The sequence below is a fragment of the Martinezella tropici genome (genome assembly GCF_003287875.1).
In the GTDB taxonomy this organism is placed as follows: Bacteria; Pseudomonadota; Alphaproteobacteria; order Rhizobiales; family Rhizobiaceae; genus Rhizobium; species Rhizobium tropici_C.
Map to the genome: position 1 here is coordinate 215,499 of NZ_QMKK01000061.1, position 17,653 is coordinate 233,151.

Genomic DNA, 17,653 nt, shown 5'->3' on the forward strand with positions numbered 1-17,653 from the left:
CGCCGCGGCATCATTTTTTCCGGCAGAATTCGGATTGCGCGTTGTCGGGTCCGCAGGTGGCGGTTCCGCCCTGCGCGTTTCCGCTTTGGCCTGGCTTGATGGCAGTCTTGGCGGCCGTTCCTTTTTCGAGATTGCCGCTCTTCCGGATGGGAACACGTCCATTGACCTGCGGAATGCGGGTCTCCGAAAATCCGGGACGCCGAATAATGGGCTGGTCCGCGGCAAAGACATTCGCCGGACCAAGCGCGCCTGCAATCAGCGTGATGGCTGTGGCCCTAATGACTTTATTGGAGTTTACCATTTCGATGCTGCTCCTGGATCATGGCTGTGCGCCGGGATTGAGCTATCGGCCTCTCCCGTCTGCCATCGCAATACCGTCAATGTCCGACCGTGCCCGACCCTACCGTCGGCAGACGATTGTCTGCAGGCCCCGGCGCGGATCGCTCCGTAACGCCGCTGCCCACACTCGGAAAGATGCTGTTTGCCAAGAGGGCTGGCGGTCGCGCCCGCGGCGGCTGCCTTGGCCTATGCGAGAGCTTCCGGTTGTCCGCTGGCGGCCGCGTTGCCGGCACCACTGATGTCTCGGGCAGCTGCTCGACGAAAGCGGGGTTCGTTTCTACAGGAGGTGCCTGCTGCAGGTAGCTTTCACCAAATACAGCGCTTTCACTCAGTGCCAGCAACACGACCAGAGCGTGGTTTGCAATGATCATTTGCGTCATCTGAATTAATCCTTTGGAGGTATACTGCAGTAAAAAATTCAAACACCCAAATTTCCGGAGGAAAATTGAATCTATAGAATAATTATACGTTATTGAAATGCAATTTTCCCGTGATTTATTCGACATTATTATTCATTTACTGTAGGATTGCAAACTGAAATACGGGAGGAGCGCATGTGTCAATCTTGGCAGTCAGCTATAGGCTGTATCGCTTTTTTGCTTTTGCAGGCCGTCGCGCTCTCGGCATTCGGCGGCGACAATGCGGCGGCACAGCAATCCGATCCCCCCAAAGCGGTCGAACCCGACAAGAACAATCCGGCACCCATTAGCCCGGCGCCGTCGGCAGGCTCAGCAGCAGCTTCGCCCGCCGGCCCGCCGGTCACGGAACAGAAGTTTGACGCATGGACGCTGCAATGCAGCACGGACAAAGCACTGAAACCTCCCTGCCAAATCATGTACCGTCTGACGTCGCCGGATCAAAAACAGGTATTCATGGTGATCAGCATGGCGCGCTCCGCCGAAAACAAGGTCGGCATGCAGATGGCGCTTCCGCTCGGCTTCTCCATCCAGGCCGGTGTCAAGATCGGATTTGGCGCCAAATATTCGACGATGGCGAAAGTGTCGCGCTGCACCAACCAGGGATGCCTCGTGGAGGGGCTGTGTCCGCCTGGAATGCTCGATGCGTTGCTGAAGGAAAAGTCGGGGAAGGTTTCAATTCGGATGATGCAGGGAAATACGGCCGAACTTCCCATATCCCTTGGCGGTTTCAGCGCGGCGTACCGGGCGATGGAAGCCAATAACGGATGATTGCATAGGCGATTTTCCGTCAATCCGTCTAATTGGTCTCTTTGGTGATGATGCGCTGTCCATCTTCGTCGAACAGATGGACGGCGCCGTGAACGGGCGCAATCCGCAGCACGTCGCCCGGCGCAGCCCTGATCCGTTCACGGAAAACGCAAGTGATCGTTTGCGTGCCCATACGCGCAATGACCATGGTTTCGGATCCCGTCGGTTCGACGACGACGGTCTCCACCTCGATGCCATCGGGGTCGAGCCTGATATCTTCCGGGCGAAGACCATAGGTGACGGCGCCGGATGGGCGCCGTTCGCTCGGCAGGAGAAGCCCGTCTGTCGTGCGGAAGCCTTCGCTCGTCATGCTGCCTCTGATGAAATTCATGGAGGGAGAGCCGATGAAGCCCGCGACGAAGAGGTTGTTCGGCCGGTCATAGAGTTCGAGCGGCGATCCGGATTGCTCGATCAGCCCATCCTTCATGACGACGATCTTGTCGGCCATCGTCATCGCTTCGATCTGATCATGGGTGACATAGATGGTGGTGGTTTGCAGCCGCTGGTGCATCTCCTTGATCTCGGATCGCATCTGGACGCGAAGTTTGGCATCGAGATTGGACAGAGGTTCGTCGAAAAGGAAAACGGCCGGATCGCGAACGATTGCCCGGCCCATCGCAACGCGCTGCCTCTGCCCGCCGGACAGCTGTTTCGGATATCGCTCGAGAAGATTTTCAAGCCCGAGGATTTTCGCGGCATTGCCGACACGCTGGTCGATATCCGTCTTCGGCATCCGCTTCAGCCGCAAAGAGAAGCCCATATTCTTGGCAACCGTCATATGGGGGTAAAGGGCATAGTTTTGGAATACCATCGCGATGTCGCGGTCCTTCGGCGCGAGATCGTTGACGATATGCTTACCGATCTGGATATCGCCTGAGGTAATGTCCTCCAGGCCGGCGATCATTCTGAGCAGGGTGGATTTACCGCAGCCCGAGGGGCCGACGAGCACGACGAACTCGCCGTCGCGGATATCGACCGACACGCCCTTTATGGCTTTGAACGCACCATAGTCCTTGCGCGCATTGCTCACTCTCACATGGGCCATTTCCGTCCTCCCCGGCTGCTGTCAAAGCGTGTCCAAGATGTTTTTGAGATAGGCAAGGCCTAGGCGCTCGCCTTCCTTCCGCCGAGCGAGATCCTTGCCCGGCCAGCCATAGGCAGCATCCTCGTGCTCGATCGAGAGAGTGCCGTCAAAGCCATTGGCGCGGGCCTGGCGCAGGAAGCGGGACCAATCGAGAAGGCCATGGCCCGGCAGCTTGTACTGCCACCAGCCCTTGCCGTGGTAGCCGACGGCCTGCTGCGCGGCGGCATCGATCATCGTATCCTTCGCATGAAGGATGGCGATGCGATCCCTGACCACGTCCATCGCGGCATAGGGATCGACGCCGATGCGGATGAGGTGGGAGGGATCGAATTCGAGACCGAAACGCCGGTCCGGAATCCGCTTGAAGAGCTCCTGCCAGCCCTTCGGCGTGGTTCCGATGAAATTGTCCTTGGGGCCTGGCCAATTCTCGATCGCAATGACGAGCCCGCTCGACGTCGTCTTCGCAATCAGCTGGTTGGCGAAGTCGGCGAAATCATCGTAATTGGCTTCGTCGTCCGCACTGTCGTTGCGGCCGGGAAAGATCACGAAGATCGGCACGCCGGCCTCGCCGATCGCCTGGGCAAACTCCTCGGTGCGGGTCCTGAGTTCGCCACGTTTGTCGCGATCGGCATCGAGTTGATTGCCGAAATAGGCAATGGAGGAAACGAAGAGATTATGGCTGCGCGCAAGCGCGACTGCGGCCTGCACCTTATCCGGGGTCTTGATGTGGCCGCGGACATCGATCTCGATCGCGTCGAAGCCGGCGGAAGCAGCGAAATCCACGACTTCCTCGAAGGGCCTGTCGTTGAATGTGGAGGTATAAAAGCCGATCCTCATCAAGTCCTCCCTGTGGCCTTGGGCGGCCGTATCAATTGTTCAGGCGATCCATGAATTTGAGTGGTGAACGCGTGCGTTGAACCTGATCGGCCGAGGCGAGCATGAGGGCTGCCGCCATGGGCATCGCCGCTGCACCGATCGCGCAGGCGTCCTCGCCGAGCGAAGCGCGATGGAGCGTGGGAAGCGTGGTGTCCCCGGCATCGAGATGCTCGTGGACGTAACGCAGCAGCTCATCGACCATGCGGATGGGCAAGCGGCCGCCGAGGATGATGGCGTCGGGGTCGACGATCATGCCGATGTGCTTGACCGCGACGGCGAGATGCGCGCTCATGGTCTTCAGCCATTGGGACACCAGCTTCCTGCCGCGCGTGTCCAGCGTAAGGAGATCCTGGGGCACGCTTGCCTCGATGCCGTGCTCTCCCAGAAACTTGTAAAGGAAGAAGAGCGAGAATATTTCACCGAGGAGTTCGACCTTCTGCGCCTTCTTATCCCCGGGGTCCGCGATCGGAAGCCAGCCGATTTCGCCGCTGAGGCCCATGGCGCCGCGATGACCGTTGCCGTCGAGCACGAGGCCGCCGCCGGGGCAGGCATTGACCGAAATGTAGAAGAAACTGCGGCTTTCGGCACCGAGCCCATAATCGAGTTCGGCAAGCGCCGCCGCATTGGTTTCGTTTTCGATGAAGACCGGATGCGGCGTAAGGTTTTCCAGTGCTGCCCTAACGTCGAATTCCATCCACTCGCCATAATCGTCGGGCTTGCCCAGGAAGGCAATCTCGCCAAGCCAGTCCGGCATGGCAAGCCCGATGCCGGCCAGATGCGCATCGTCGATCAGGCGGCTGCGCTGGAAGTGCGATATCGCATCTGCCGTCAGCTGCATGAACTCGGCCGGCAAGATGTAGCGTTTCTCGTGATGGACACGGGCGCGTACGTTGCCGACCGCATCGACGGCAAGGATTGTCAGATGATCGCGATCGATATTGATGCCGATGGCGAAGAATGCATCCGGGTTGATCTCAAGCTCGATCGCCGGTTGCCCTCTGAGGCCGTGGCGCCGGCGAGCCTCGATGATCAGGCCCTCATCGAGCAGGCGATCGACGATCCGGGCGATCGCCGGCTTGGTAAATCCAGTCTGCCTTGCGATTTCGGCGCGCGAGATCGGCGCCTGCCGATGAATGCAGCGCAGAACGACGGCCCTGTTATACTCGCCCGCATCCTCGACATTGGCGCCCGACAGATCGGGAGAGAGTTTGACGCCGGTCGTCTGGTTCATGGTCGGGATCCTCTATCAGCCACGGGCATGCAACCACCTTAACCCTTCACCGAGCCACTGGTCATGGAACCAAGGATCAATCGCTGGAGAGACAGGAACGCCACGATCGCGGGGACGACGGAGATGAGGCAGGCGGCTGCCAGCAGTTGGATGGACGAGTCGGTTTGCATCCCACGGAAGTTAAAGATTCCGACGCCGATCGGCATCAAATTGTTTTGCGTTAGGAGCAGAAACGGCACGAGGAACTGCGACCAGCCGGCAATCACGGTGATGATGAAGACGGAGGCTATCCCCGGCGCCGATAGTGGCAGGACGATGCGCCAGAAGACCGAAAAGCGGTTGCATCCATCGATCATCGCCGCCTCGTCGAGACTGCGCGGAATGCCGTCGACCGTGCTCTTCAGGAGCCATGTCGCAAGCGGCACGCCGAGCGCAATATAGACCATCGTCACGGCGAAATGCGTGTCGAGCAGGCCGAGGCGGTTGATGTAGCGGTAGAGCGGCACCATGATGACCAGCGGCGAAATCATCTGGAACAGCAGAAGGCCCATCATGGACAGACCCTTGCCCCTGAACTGGAAGCGCGAGAAGGCATAGGCGGCCGGCAGTGCGACGATCAGGACCCCGAAGCCGCTGAGCGTTGCAAGCTTCAGGCCGTTCCAGAGATAGAGCGGGAAATAGCTGTTGTTGAGAACGGTGACGAAATTGTCGATGGTCGGATTATGCGGGATATAGCGTGCCACGCCACGGTAGATCTCCCGCCGGTCACGCAGCGCCAGCGACAGAAGGTAGGTGAGGGGGCCAGCAAAGAAGACGAACATCGCCAGCATGAAGAGGTAGCTGAGGAAATCGCCGAAACGTGTGCCGGTACGCCTGCTCATCTCTCTTCCTCCTTCGGCAGGAACGACGCATAAACAAGCGCCAGTCCGAGGCTTATGATCAGCATCAGCACGGAAAGCACGCTGCCGCCGGACAAGTCGTAATTGCGGAAGACGATGTTAAAGACATAGAGCGATATGACTTCGGTGGCGCGCCCCGGCCCGCCGCCCGTCAGCGTGATGATCGCGTCGAACGTATTCAAAGTCATGATCGTGATCAGGATCATGTTGACGAGGATGGCCGCGCGCAGCTGCGGGATGGTGATGAAGAAGAACTGCTGCGAACCCGTTGCGCCGTCGACTTCCGCGGCCTCGTAGAGCGAGGGGTCGATCGCCTTGAGAGCGGCGTACATGACGACCATCGAGAAGGCCGTTCCGCGCCAGATGTTCGAAATCAGGGCCGACCACGGGGCGATCGACGGATCGGAAAGCCAGGCGACCACGGGCAGATGCATGAGCCGCAAGATGCTGTTCAGCGCGCCATAGGGAGCTTCCGAAAACAGCATCTGCCAGATGATGCCGCCGGCAATCCCTGGAACCACCCAGGCAACAAGCGCCGTGGTTCGCAAGATCGTCGTGCCGAACAGGCCCCGCTTTTCTCCGCGGACAACGACGACGGCAACCGCAAGGCCGAGAATCTGCTGACCGATGACGCTGCCACCGACGAAGACGAGAGTTGCCCATAGAATATCGGGAAGCTGCGGCGAACTCAGCATGTTGGCGATCGAGCCGAGCGTATAGTCCTGATTGTTGCCGATGAGCGTGGCGTTGGTAAACGACAGGCGGAACACGTCGATCATGGGATAGAGATAGAAGACGCCGATGACGATGATTACAGGCATGATCCACGGCAGGGGTGCCCCGGCGAAACGACGCATGAACGATCTGCTGTGCGGCCGGTCGGCAGCCTCGATGGCGATAGGGGTCATAGGCTTCTCTGTCCGGGTTTGACGCTACCGGTGGCGCCCTTTGCAGGCACCACCGCGATCACAATCGTTAGAGACGCTTGTAAGCCTCCATCGTCGCCTTGAAGGCGGCGTCGAGAGCTTGTTCGGGCGGCTTGGTGCCCGACAGGACGTCGCCCATCATGATCTGGATCTGGTTGGAAATTTCCGGATAGATCGGAGCGCCCGGGCGGGCCTGGCCGTTGGCGAGCGCTTGGGCGAAGGTCTTGTTGGCGTCGGTCGCAAAGACCTGATACTTGTCAAAGAGAGACTTGCGCGTCGGCAATTGCTGCTGCAGCGCGTTGGCCGGTCCCATATAGACATCGCGCGCAAGATTGGCGCACATCTCGATCTTGTCCTTGTCCTTGCTGAACGAGGCGATCGTCCAGCCGCCGGTACCGGTGGAGCGCTGATCGATTGTCGGGCCGGGGATCGGCGAGAAGGTCCAGTTGGCGAATTCGTCCTCATCCAGCGTGGCCTTCAATTGGGCAAGCTGCCAGTTGCCACCGATGAAGAGTGCCGTTGTTCCCGCGGCCGCAGCCGCGTTCAGGTCGTCATAGTTGGCAATCGTGGTCACGCGCTTGGGGGCGGCGCCGGAATCGACGAGATCCTTGTAATAGGTCAGGGCCTTGAGGAACTTCTGTTTGTTTTCGCCTTCGCCGAAGACCGGCTTGCCGCTATCGTCGACGAGCTTGCCGCCGAGCGCCCAATAATTCGCGAGCCAGTCGAAGGTGGAGCCCTCGTAGCGGCCGGCGTTGAAGAGGATGCCTTCCATGCCCTCCTTGACGGAAGCGATGCCGGCCTTCTTCAGATCGTCCCAGGTCTGCGGCGCATCCGGGACGATCGACTTGTTGCGATAGAGCACGCGAAGATCCGTATCCCACCACCAGGCACGGATCGTCTGGTCCTTGTCGGTGATGCCGTTGCGGATGAAGGGAAAGAGGTCGGCAACCTCGTCCTTCGAGAAATAGGGGGTGAAATCGGCCAGCACGTGGTTGACCATGAATTGAGAGAGAACGAAGGAGTCGACGGCAGCGCAGTCAGGAGCGTTGCCCGCCTTTGCCTGCTCGAGCATTTTTGCCTGTTCGGTACCGATATCCGTCGACATGAACTGCATCTGCAGCTTCCAGTCGGGATACTTCTTGATGAAGTCGATGAAGAGCGTCTGGTAGCCCTTGGCGATCGCCGGATCGGCATTGTTGGGACTGTCATTCGTCAGCCGGACCATGAGGGTTTTCGGCGCATCGGCAAGACCGATCCGATCCTTTGTCGCGATTTCCTGGGCAAATGCGGCAGGCACTGAAAACAACATCGTGCTCAGCGCTAGCGCGCTGACGAACGCTCTCTTCATGATGGGTCTCCTCCCCATTTTGAACGGATACAGCCTGGTGGCCGGTTGACCTCTCCTCATTTCCATGCTGCATTAAATAGATTAAGTTACTTTGATTTGATGTCAAGCCGCAGCTTCGGAGGATCAAGATGCTGGCGACATTCAACAGCAGCTAGCGGCGTGCAGCCGTATTTCCCGATTACGAAATAATCGAGCCATTGCGGACATCCGCGATGGTGGGAGGTTTGCTTTGGCTGGCGAGGACCGGCCCACCGGCATCTTATGGAGGATCAGATGCGCTTACTCATTCTCGGTACGGGCGGAATGGCCAATAAGCATGCTGCAAGTTTCAAGGAAATAGAGGGCGTCAGCGTCGTCGGCGGGGTTGACGTCATTCCCGAGCGGCTCGCCGTCTTTTGTACGGAACATGCCATCCCTAATCATTTCAGTTCGCTTGAGGAAGCCCTTGCCTGGGGCGAGTTCGATGCCGTCGCCAACGTGACGCCCGACAGTGTCCACCACGCGACGACGCTTCAGGCGATTGCGGCCGGAAAGCACGTCTTCTGTGAAAAGCCGCTCGCGACCGACGCGATCAAGGCGATGGAAATGACCGAGGCGATCGAGAGAGCGGGTAAGGTCGGCATGGTGAACTTCACCTATCGCAACTCGCCCGCCCTGCAGAAGGGCCGGCAGATGGTGCTTGCCGGCGAGATAGGTGAGGTGAGGCATGTGGAAGCCTCGCATCTGCAGAGCTGGCTTGTGGGACGGCATTGGGGAGACTGGAAGACCGAAAGCAAATGGCTATGGCGTCTGAGCAAGAAACATGGCTCGAACGGCGCGCTCGGCGACATCGGCATCCATATCGTCGATTTCGCCTCCTATGGCTCCGGCCTCGACGTTGCCCATGTCTTCGCGCGGCTGAAGACCTTCAACAAGGCGCCGGGTCACAAGATCGGCGACTATGATCTCGACGCGAATGACAGCTTTACCATGAACGTCGATTTCACGACCGGAGCGATCGGCACCATCCAGGCGACGCGCACCGCCGCCGGCCAGATGGATCAGCTTCGTCTCAGGGTCTATGGCGAGACAGGTTCGATCGAGATGATCTACGATACCGGAAAGTCGACATTGCGCGCCTGCCTTGGTGACGACGTCCATACCGCGACATGGCGCGACGTTCCCTTCGATGAAGTGGAGACGAACTATCAGCGGTTCGTTCAGGCCGTCAGGATGGGCAAAACGCAGGAACCTTCATTTCGCCGTGCCGCGAGTATCCAGAAGGTTCTGGACAAGGCGATCGCCTCGGACGTCAGCCATGCGGACGAGGCGATCGCGTAAAGCCTTTTTGTTTTCCCGGCATGTCTGGTCAGGCCGAGACCGGCGGCAGCAGGGTGTTGAGGAACGGCAGGAATGCTGCCCCCAGCGCCACGCCGCCGCCACTGAAGCTTGCGGGCTTCATCGGCGAAATCCATGGCGTCAGGAAGGGTCGCTTCGACGTGTCGCGCCGCTCGACGGAAAGTTGATGGATCAGCGCCTCGATGGTACTTCTTGGCAGGTCGCCGCCGATCATGATGACGCTCGGCGCGATGAAACCGGCAATCGCGATGATCGGGTCGAGCAGGTGGCTTGCCGCCTCGCGGATCCATTGCGCCAGCAGCGGAGAAGGCGGTTCTTGACCCTGCAAAAGGCGGGCGAATTCGTCATCGCCGACGAGCGCACGCAGGGCGCCGAAGCCGACAACGGTGCTCAACGGAACATTGTCGGGGCCGGTGCGCATGTCGCCGATATTGCCGGCGCGCCCGTGGACACCCGAATAGGGAATGCCGCGAACGAGGAAACCGGCCTGGACATCCTCATCCACAATGATCATTGCCAGGCCGCCTTCGGGGGCAGGCGTGCCGATCGTCCGCTCGGCGAGCAGGCTTGCCGTGCATTCGTTCTCGACGTAACTGCGGGGAAGTTTCGACGCCGCATCAAGCTTGCCTGCTTCTTCTGCCGTCCAGTCATTCGAGCCGATCCCGACGCCGATGATCGGCAGGCCGGTATGACGGCCGATCATGGCTTCGATGGTTGAAAGGACGGATTCTACTCTCCTTGTTCGAACGAATGTGAAATAAACGCGGTCGTGAACCTGGCCGCTAAGATCGACGAGGACGGCTTCGCCCCGGTTTTGACGGACCCGGACGCCGATCGAGAAGGCTCCCTCCGGCCGCAGGGCAAATTCGGTCGCGGTCGCGCCGCTGCCCGCACCGTTGCGGCGATGCGACGTCACCAATCCTTCGTCGCCGAGGCGGCGCAGAATATTGGTGATCCCCGGACCAGTCAGCCCGGAGTGCCGGCCGAGCTCCATGCGGGTCAATGGGCCATGACGGCGGATCGCCTCCAGGATGACGCGAATATTTCTGTCGGCGATTTCTCCCGACCGCAGACCAAGTGTTTTCCCCCGCGCAACGTCCGTTTCCTCCGGCTGACGCCGCCGTGGCCCGGATCGAAGATACCGCATAACCGACTTCCCTCAGCACCCTCATGCTTGTGTATCACGGCAAACATCGACGCTCCCAGCTATTTTCCAACCGGCTCTTGCAAGCCATTGATTTCATTTGGGCCGCAAACGTATTGCGTCTGAGTGACTTTCAGAATGTTATGCATGCATCTGACGGTAACCAAACGCAAGCCGCGAAAAAGCCAACAATGCCCGCCTTTTCGTCCGATTTAGCCTTTTCGAGCTATCGGAACTGAAGCGGATAGTCGCAAAGCCGCTTATCACCTCTCAAGAGCATCGATATTTTCGGCCCTGCGAGATGGGCTGGTATAAGAACAGCGCAGGATGGAAGCCATTCTCCGGCAACCTGTCTGACCATTGACGCATTGGTCCTGCCCATTGTGGCTGTGGCATCGTTAAGTTGGCTTAGCTCGCATACTGCTTATATCGGAATTTACTCGGTCTGAGGCTGGCGCCATTCTTCCTGTCGATAGCGATTTGAAGGAGGATGTCCCTATGCCTGTTGATGGTGAGCTTTTCGAAACGTCGGCCGGAAAACACGTGGTTTCCCCAGGCACGATTCCTTTGAGCCATCCATCTGCCGCCACGACGAGACGCAAATCCGAAAACGTGCTGCGTCTGAAAGCTGACGGCAGATCGACCGATGATATAGCAAGAGAGGCTGGCGTCAGCCGAGCGACGGTAACCAGAATCTTGCGCTATGTTGAAAGAGCGGCCGCTAGTTAGCTGAGTTTGACGCAGCGGAAGATGGCTGAAGGTCCCGAGCCGGTTCGGTCGCAGTCCGGCGAGCCGCGCCGTCGGCGCCGCATCCCGCATCGTTACAAACGCGAAATACGTCTCTGAGCCACGCTGCGAGCGACCGTATGTGATCCGGTCGATCACGATTGCCGGATATGCGAGAAGCATGCGAACTTCCGAAGTTTTGCCTGCCGTTCAAAGCCATGTCATGCGCCGTTACACAATAGTGTCTGTTGAGATCGGGAATGATCCTGTCAACGGACATGTTGCGTTGATCTCACGAAAGATCGTCGATCGATGTCGCCCACGCTTCCCACGATGATCGTAACCTAGGACATCGCCGGCCAAAAACTCTCGTAACCCATGTCTTGGCCGCTTGACGCGAAAACAAAGTTACTTAATCTAAAATTCGGCTATGCGATCCGCCTGGAGGAGACGGCGCGTGGCGATTGCGATCTATTGCATCGGTTTATTCTCCTTCACCGCCAATTGCCGATTTTCCGATAGGACCGCCATGTCTCTCACCATTGCCCAACGTCTCGATCGTCTCAAGGTCCGCATAGCCGAGCTCGCCCATTGGCGCGACAGACAGAGCCGTGACATCGACGGCTGGACCTTTGATGGCGAGCCGATCGCGCATCGCCAGGACTGGCCGCACCGCAAGGGAACGGTTCATTTTGCCGCGGCGGCAAAGGCTCCCCATGACTGGCCGCTCGAGCAGACCCGCCTGCAGCTCGATCTCGGCGGCGAGAGCCTACTGACCTTGCGCTATCCCGATGGCCGGACCGAGACCTTCGGACTGGATCCCTATCACCAGGAGTTTCCGATCAAGGATCGGGACTTTTCGATCGCGGCGGAGAGCGTCGCTCGCTTTCCTTTCGGAGAACCGAACCGTGCCCCGGGCTTGAACAAAGCCCGGCTGATCTGGCTGGACGAGCCGGTCCACCGGTTGCATCTCCTGCTGCAACAGATCGGTGAGGCGGTCGATGCGCTCGACGGTCACGACGTCGTGCCACATCTCATCGATGCGGCCGAACGGGCGCTGCGCAGCCTCGATTGGCCCTCCGACACGGCTGCCTATATCGCGCGCACATCGGATGCGGAAATGCAGCAGAAGATCTGGGAACTGCCGGAACTCCAGGACAATCCAGCCGGTCTCAGCGAAGCTGAGAGCGCTTCAGCCTCAGCCGCCCATGATCGGCTGCTTGAGCGATTGAAGGAGCTTCAGAAGCGTTTTCCGCAAAACGGCGAACTGCTGCTGACCGGCCATGCCCATATCGATCTTGCATGGCTTTGGCCCTATGGCGAGACGCGCAGGAAGATGCGCCGCACCTTCAATACGGCGCTTTCGCTGATGGAGCGCTCCGACGATTTCCGGTTCAATCAATCGACTGCCCACTACTACGCGCAGATGGAGGAGGACGATCCGGATCTCCTCGAACGGATCAAGAAGAATGTCGCCGAGCGCAAGTGGGAAACCGTCGGCGGCATGTGGGTTGAGCCCGATACCAATATGCCGACGGGTGAGAGCCTCGCCCGTCAGGTGCTCTATGGGCAGCGCTATTTCGAAAAGCATTTCGGCCTGCGCCATACCGTCTGCTGGCTGCCGGATTGCTTCGGCTTTTCGGGTGCCCTGCCGCAGATCCTCCGACTCGGGGGCATGAACAGCTTCTTCACGATCAAGGTGAACTGGAGCGAGACCAATCACATTCCCTCCGACCTCTTCTGGTGGAGGGGGCTCGACGGCAGCAAGGTGCTGACGCATACCTTCGACAATCCCATGCAGGGCTATAATGGCTTCGTGCAGCCGGATTGCTTTGTGCCGACATGGAAGAATTTCCGCGGCAAGACTGAGCACGACACGTCGCTATTGGCCGTCGGCTATGGTGACGGTGGCGGCGGTGTCACACCGGAAATGGTCGAGCGCGAAGTTCAACTGCGCGATTTTCCGGCAATCCCCAGGGCACGCTGGGGTACCGTGAAGGACTATTATGATAAGGCGCATCGCACGGCAGCGGAAAAGGACCTGCCGGTCTGGGACGGAGAAATCTACCTCGAACTGCACCGCGCGACGCTGACGACGCAAAGCGGCGTCAAGCGCAAGCACCGCCAGGCCGAACGCGCCCTTATCACGGCCGAGACGCTGGCTTCGCTCGCCCACATGCTGGGGGCTGCAAAACCGCAAAGCCTCGAGGCGGATTGGCGCACCGTTCTGAAGAACGAGTTTCATGACATCCTGCCGGGGTCGAGCATTCGCGAGGTCTATGTCGATGCCGAGCGGGAACTTGATGGCGTGATCGGCAATGCCAAGGCGGAGCAGGGCAAGGCGCTCAAGGCATTATCGGCCCATCTTCCGACGGGCGGTGTCACGGACGCATTGATTGTCGTCAACCCATCCCTTTCAGCGCGGCCGCTCACAGCCGCACTGTCCGACGGAACGGTTCTGTCGTCTGCCGATCTTGTTGCGCCTCTTTCCGTCGCCGTTTTCGACCGCAAGATGCTCAAGCCCGCCGGCATGCTGAAAGCCGACGCCCATCACCTCGAGAACGAGCATCTATCCGTTGTCATCGGCAAGGATGGGTCCGTGTCGAGCTTTGTTCACAAGGCGACGGGGCGGGAGGCAATCGAAGGCTCCGCCAATCAGCTCTGGGCCTATCCCGCCGACAAGCCCCGCAACTGGGATGCTTGGGATGTCGACGCCGACTATGCCGAAAAAGGCATTCGCCTCGACCAGCCCGAAAGCATCGCCCTGGTCGAGGAGGGGCCGCATCGCGCCGCGGTCCGTGTTGTCAATCGATATCGCAACTCGACCATCACCCAGCTTTATGTTTTGACGGCCAATGCCCGCCGGCTCGATATCGAGACGACGATCGACTGGCATGACCGGCGTACCCTGCTTAGGACCCTGAACCCGATCGCTGTGCGTTCTCGCGTAGCCACTTTCGAATGTGCCTTCGGCATCGTCGAGCGGCAGACGCATACGAACACCCCCTGGGAGCAGGCGATGTTCGAGGCAGCCGCCCATCGTTTCGTCGATCTCAGCGAACCCGGCTTCGGTGTTGCCTTGCTCAATAACGCCAAATACGGACACAGTGCCCGCGGCAATGTCATCGGCATGAGCCTCGTGCGGTCACCGATCTATCCCGATCCGCTTGCCGACGAAGGCCAGCAGAGCTTCACCTATGCGTTGATGCCGCATGAAGGCGCCTGGTATGAAGGAGGCGTTCTGCCGGAGGCGATCGATCTCAACCAGCCGCTCGTCACCATGGAGGCAAGCGGGCTTTCGCAGGGCACGCTCTCGCCTCTCGGCATCGAGGGCATACCGGTCGCTTTCTCGGGCTTGAAACCGGCGGAGGAGGGGGAGGGCCTTGTTCTGCGGCTCTACGAGCCGGCCGGCCGCCGGGGCCGCCTGTCGCTAAACCTGGCGCCGGGATGGCAAGCATCGGGGCCGCTGAATATCCTAGAAGAGCCGATCGAACGCGAGGGACCCGCCGATATCATGCCGTTCGAGATCCGGACGTGGCGGCTGCAGAGAAGCTGACGACGGAAATCGGCCTCGCTGGACGAGCCGGCGAGAAAGCCGTTCCTCGTTTTACTTTTACGTAAGTGCCGTTAGAATTCTCGGCGAATAACTATTCGCTGGGAGGTCGAATGGACAGTTACGCAGATGTCGTCATCGTTGGAGGAGGTTTGTCTGGTCTTGTTGCCGCCTCGGAGCTGATTGAACATGGGAAACGGGTGATCCTCATCGATCAGGAGCCGCGGGCAAGCCTCGGCGGCCAGGCCTTCTGGTCTCTCGGTGGGCTCTTCATGATCGATACGCCGGAGCAACGGCGTATGCGAGTTCGCGACAGCATCGAACTTGCCCGCCAGGACTGGCTGGGCTCGGCCGCCTTCGACCGGGCTGAGGACTTCTGGCCGCGTGCGTGGGCGGACGCTTATCTCGATTTCGCCGCCGGCGAGATGCGGAGCTGGCTGCACGAACTCGGCATGCGCTGGTTCCCCGTCGTCGGCTGGGCCGAACGCGGCGGAAGCCTTGCTCACGGCCACGGCAATTCCGTGCCGCGCTTTCACGTCACCTGGGGCACGGGTCCGGGCGTGATCGAGCCGTTCGTGAAGCGGGTGCTGGCGGCCGAGAAGGAGGGAAAGATCGAGCTGATGTTCCGCCGGCGAGTGACGCGGCTGATCGGCGACGGCAGCGGCATTACCGGCGTGGAAGGCGAGATCCTGGCAGAGGACAATATCCGGCGCGGCCAGCGATCGAACCGCGATGTCGTCGGGGATTTTCGCATTCACGCAGCCGTGATCGTGGCGAGCGGCGGCATCGGCGGCAATCCGGAATTGGTTCGTCGCGCATGGCCTGCCGAGCGCCTCGGCACACCGCCAGACCGGATGCTGAGCGGGGTGCCTCACCATGTCGATGGCCTGATGATCGGCCATGCCGAAGCGGCGGGCGCACGGCTCATCAACGGCGACAGGATGTGGCACTATACCGAGGGGATTCGCAACTGGGACCCAATCTGGCCGAACCATGGCATTCGCATCCTGCCCGGACCATCCTCTCTCTGGTTCGACGCCACCGGCAATCGTATGCCCGCTCCCTGTCTGCCTGGTTTCGACAGCCTCGCGACGCTACAGCATATCTGCAAGCTCGGGCATGGTTACAGCTGGTTCGTAACCACACAAAAGATCATCAAGAAAGAGTTCGCGCTCTCGGGGTCCGAACAAAATCCCGATCTCACGGGCCGCGACATCGGCCTCCTCCTGCGCAGCCGGCTCGGCCGCTCGGCGCCGCCGCCGGTGGAGGCTTTCAAGGAGAAGGGCGAGGATTTCATCGTCGCGCAAACGGTGGAAGAGCTCGTCGCCGGCATGAACCGCATCGGGGATCATCCGATCGACCTTGTCCACGTGCGCAGCCAGATCGAGGCCCGTGACCGCGAGCTGGACAATCCCTTTGCCAAGGACGCCCAGATCGTCGCATTGAGACAGGCGCGTGGCTATCTCGGTGATCGGTTCATGCGCACCGCACCGCCACACCGGATCCTGGATCCCAAGGCGGGTCCCCTGATCGCCGTGCGTCTCCACATTCTCACCCGTAAATCTCTGGGCGGGCTCGAAACCGATCTGAACAGCCAGGCGCTCGGGCATGACGGCGCGCGCATACCGGGACTGTACGCCTGCGGTGAGGCGGCAGGTTTCGGCGGCGGCGGATATCATGGCTACAATGCGCTGGAGGGCACGTTCCTGGGAGGCTGCATCTTTTCCGGACGCAATGCCGGGCGGGCGGCATGAGCCGCGCGTTCGCGGCCGGTGTTTCCAGTAAAGACTGATCCAGCTCCATATCATCGATATGGCCGCGGGCTGCAGTCCTCGTCACTGGCATTCATTCCCATGGGGGTGTCCGACGACACTGCGAGGGCATGCAGTCTCGTCGGACGCTGTAGTGATCGGTTCGGGGGTGGCGTCCGAACCGACAGCAGAAACAATAGCGGCCACGACGATTTAGTGAACCTACCCGAATGGACGGCTGGCCTGCGTGTCAGCGAGACAGGTCTGCACCAGGCGGTCTCCCGAACAGTTTCCGATATTCCCGATTGAACTGCGACTGATTTTCGTAGCCGACCGCAAAGGCGACGGATCCGATCTTCTCGACGCCCAACTGCAGCCGCCGTCGCGCTTCATGCAATCGCAACCGTGCCCGGAATTGCAAGGGACTCATCGCAGTAGCGGCCTTGAAGGCGCGGTAATAGGAGGTCTGGCTCATGCCGGCGATATCTGCCAAGGTCGCGACATCGACAGGCTGATCGAAGTTGGCTTTAAGCCAGGCGGTCGTGCGGGCAATGCGCGACAGGCGGGAATTTCCCATTCCGCTTTCGATGACCATGTCGCCGAGGCTGCCCTGGATGAGCCTGTAGAAAAGCTCGCGTTGCGCAAGCGGTGCCAGTGTTTCGATGTCCATGGGCCGATCCAGCAGCCGCACCAACCGCTCGAGAGGCTCCAGAATGTCGGCGGTGAGGCCGGCAATGGCGGCGCCCTTCGTCTTTGCCGCCGATCTCGGTTCCCTTTTATCTGCCACCAGCTCGGCAATGATTGCCGCATTGAGATCAAGCGTTATCGCATAGTGCGGGTGGCCAGGGCTTGCCTCGGCAACACGTGCCGTCACCGGAAGATCGAGGACGACGACGAGATAGTCGCGCGGCCCGATTTCAATGTGTTGCCGATCCAGAATGAGCTCCTTTCGACCCTGTAGGACGACGCAAAGGCGCGGATCATAAAGGCTGCGAACCGGCTCGGTCGGTGCTTCGTTGCGAAAGAGCGTCAAACCGGGAACCGGTGTTTTTTGCTTGGGCGCGGTGCAATGAAAGCGCATCAGCTCGATCAAGCTTCGTCGTGTGGCTTCCATCGCTTTCCCCTCTTCTCCCCATTGTCGAGATCAAGATAGGCCAGGATGGTAGGATTGTGCAAAACTTCGAAAGGATCGGCCTAAGCCTCCGCCATTGC

13 protein-coding genes and 1 pseudogene are annotated in these 17,653 nt (G+C 59.9%); 4 read left to right on the forward strand and 10 right to left on the reverse strand.

What is annotated here, in order from left to right:
- Window positions 1–10 precede the first annotated feature (10 nt).
- Window positions 11–301, reverse strand: a complete 291-nt coding sequence (locus DQ393_RS31980) for a hypothetical protein (RefSeq protein ID WP_112345685.1) — start codon at window positions 299–301, stop codon at window positions 11–13.
- A gap of 592 nt (window positions 302–893) precedes the next feature.
- On the opposite strand from DQ393_RS31980, the gene DQ393_RS31985 reads away from it, so the two are divergent.
- Complete coding sequence (locus DQ393_RS31985) at window positions 894–1,526, forward strand: invasion associated locus B family protein (RefSeq protein WP_112345686.1); 633 nt, start codon at window positions 894–896, stop codon at window positions 1,524–1,526.
- Between the two features lie 28 nt (window positions 1,527–1,554).
- On the opposite strand, the gene DQ393_RS31990 is transcribed toward DQ393_RS31985, so the two are convergent.
- The 6 genes from DQ393_RS31990 to DQ393_RS32015 all read right to left on the reverse strand — a co-directional run bounded on the left by DQ393_RS31990 (window position 1,555) and on the right by DQ393_RS32015 (window position 7,929).
- The gene (locus tag DQ393_RS31990) at window positions 1,555–2,610 is read right to left on the reverse strand and encodes an ABC transporter ATP-binding protein (protein ID WP_112345687.1); all 1,056 of its coding nucleotides are present in this window, start codon (window positions 2,608–2,610) and stop codon (window positions 1,555–1,557) included.
- 21 nt (window positions 2,611–2,631) lie between these two features.
- Window positions 2,632–3,486 (reverse strand): sugar phosphate isomerase/epimerase family protein, encoded by an 855-nt coding sequence (locus tag DQ393_RS31995; protein ID WP_112345688.1) that lies wholly within the window; start codon window positions 3,484–3,486, stop codon window positions 2,632–2,634.
- Between the two features lie 31 nt (window positions 3,487–3,517).
- Entirely contained in the window at window positions 3,518–4,756 is a 1,239-nt protein-coding gene (locus tag DQ393_RS32000) for an ROK family transcriptional regulator (RefSeq protein WP_112345689.1), read from the reverse strand.
- Window positions 4,757–4,794: 38 nt separating this feature from the next.
- On the reverse strand, window positions 4,795–5,637 hold the full coding sequence (locus DQ393_RS32005) for a carbohydrate ABC transporter permease (protein ID WP_112345690.1): 843 nt from the start codon (window positions 5,635–5,637) through the stop codon (window positions 4,795–4,797).
- The gene (locus DQ393_RS32010) at window positions 5,634–6,563 is read right to left on the reverse strand and encodes a carbohydrate ABC transporter permease (RefSeq protein WP_112345691.1); all 930 of its coding nucleotides are present in this window, start codon (window positions 6,561–6,563) and stop codon (window positions 5,634–5,636) included. Before DQ393_RS32010 ends, DQ393_RS32005 begins: the two co-directional genes overlap by 4 nt.
- Window positions 6,564–6,630: 67 nt before the next feature.
- Window positions 6,631–7,929, reverse strand: coding sequence for an extracellular solute-binding protein (locus DQ393_RS32015; RefSeq protein WP_112345692.1), 1,299 nt, complete (start codon window positions 7,927–7,929; stop codon window positions 6,631–6,633).
- A 273-nt stretch (window positions 7,930–8,202) separates the two neighbouring features.
- Between DQ393_RS32015 and DQ393_RS32020 the strand changes: the two genes are divergently transcribed.
- Window positions 8,203–9,249 (forward strand): Gfo/Idh/MocA family protein, encoded by a 1,047-nt coding sequence (locus DQ393_RS32020; protein WP_112345693.1) that lies wholly within the window; start codon window positions 8,203–8,205, stop codon window positions 9,247–9,249.
- Between the two features lie 28 nt (window positions 9,250–9,277).
- On the opposite strand, the gene DQ393_RS32025 is transcribed toward DQ393_RS32020, so the two are convergent.
- Both DQ393_RS32025 and DQ393_RS34380 read right to left on the reverse strand, forming a co-directional pair.
- Entirely contained in the window at window positions 9,278–10,414 is a 1,137-nt protein-coding gene (locus DQ393_RS32025) for an ROK family transcriptional regulator (protein ID WP_112345694.1), read from the reverse strand.
- 852 nt (window positions 10,415–11,266) lie between these two features.
- Window positions 11,267–11,464: pseudogene (locus tag DQ393_RS34380) on the reverse strand (IS30 family transposase); the annotation flags it as partial.
- Between the two features lie 202 nt (window positions 11,465–11,666).
- On the opposite strand from DQ393_RS34380, the gene DQ393_RS32040 reads away from it, so the two are divergent.
- Window positions 11,667–14,693: an alpha-mannosidase gene (locus DQ393_RS32040; protein WP_112345916.1), complete on the forward strand. Its 3,027-nt coding sequence runs from the start codon at window positions 11,667–11,669 to the stop codon at window positions 14,691–14,693.
- A 110-nt stretch (window positions 14,694–14,803) separates the two neighbouring features.
- Entirely contained in the window at window positions 14,804–16,444 is a 1,641-nt protein-coding gene (locus tag DQ393_RS32045) for an FAD-binding dehydrogenase (protein ID WP_112345695.1), read from the forward strand.
- Window positions 16,445–16,691: 247 nt separating this feature from the next.
- On the opposite strand, the gene DQ393_RS32050 is transcribed toward DQ393_RS32045, so the two are convergent.
- Complete coding sequence (locus tag DQ393_RS32050) at window positions 16,692–17,555, reverse strand: AraC family transcriptional regulator (protein ID WP_112345696.1); 864 nt, start codon at window positions 17,553–17,555, stop codon at window positions 16,692–16,694.
- Between the last annotated feature and the right edge of the window lie 98 nt (window positions 17,556–17,653).

Excerpts from the sequence above, each read along its gene's own strand:
- DQ393_RS31980 (WP_112345685.1), bottom strand. The coding sequence starts at position 301 with ATGGTAAACTCCAATAAAGTCATTAGGGCCACAGCCATCACGCTGATT.
- DQ393_RS31985 (WP_112345686.1), top strand. The coding sequence starts at position 894 with ATGTGTCAATCTTGGCAGTCAGCTATAGGCTGTATCGCTTTTTTGCTT.
- DQ393_RS31990 (WP_112345687.1), bottom strand. The coding sequence starts at position 2,610 with ATGGCCCATGTGAGAGTGAGCAATGCGCGCAAGGACTATGGTGCGTTC.
- DQ393_RS31995 (WP_112345688.1), bottom strand. The coding sequence starts at position 3,486 with ATGAGGATCGGCTTTTATACCTCCACATTCAACGACAGGCCCTTCGAG.
- DQ393_RS32000 (WP_112345689.1), bottom strand. The coding sequence starts at position 4,756 with ATGAACCAGACGACCGGCGTCAAACTCTCTCCCGATCTGTCGGGCGCC.
- DQ393_RS32005 (WP_112345690.1), bottom strand. The coding sequence starts at position 5,637 with ATGAGCAGGCGTACCGGCACACGTTTCGGCGATTTCCTCAGCTACCTC.
- DQ393_RS32010 (WP_112345691.1), bottom strand. The coding sequence starts at position 6,563 with ATGACCCCTATCGCCATCGAGGCTGCCGACCGGCCGCACAGCAGATCG.
- DQ393_RS32015 (WP_112345692.1), bottom strand. The coding sequence starts at position 7,929 with ATGAAGAGAGCGTTCGTCAGCGCGCTAGCGCTGAGCACGATGTTGTTT.
- DQ393_RS32020 (WP_112345693.1), top strand. The coding sequence starts at position 8,203 with ATGCGCTTACTCATTCTCGGTACGGGCGGAATGGCCAATAAGCATGCT.
- DQ393_RS32025 (WP_112345694.1), bottom strand. The coding sequence starts at position 10,414 with ATGCGGTATCTTCGATCCGGGCCACGGCGGCGTCAGCCGGAGGAAACG.
- DQ393_RS32040 (WP_112345916.1), top strand. The coding sequence starts at position 11,667 with ATGTCTCTCACCATTGCCCAACGTCTCGATCGTCTCAAGGTCCGCATA.
- DQ393_RS32045 (WP_112345695.1), top strand. The coding sequence starts at position 14,804 with ATGGACAGTTACGCAGATGTCGTCATCGTTGGAGGAGGTTTGTCTGGT.
- DQ393_RS32050 (WP_112345696.1), bottom strand. The coding sequence starts at position 17,555 with ATGGAAGCCACACGACGAAGCTTGATCGAGCTGATGCGCTTTCATTGC.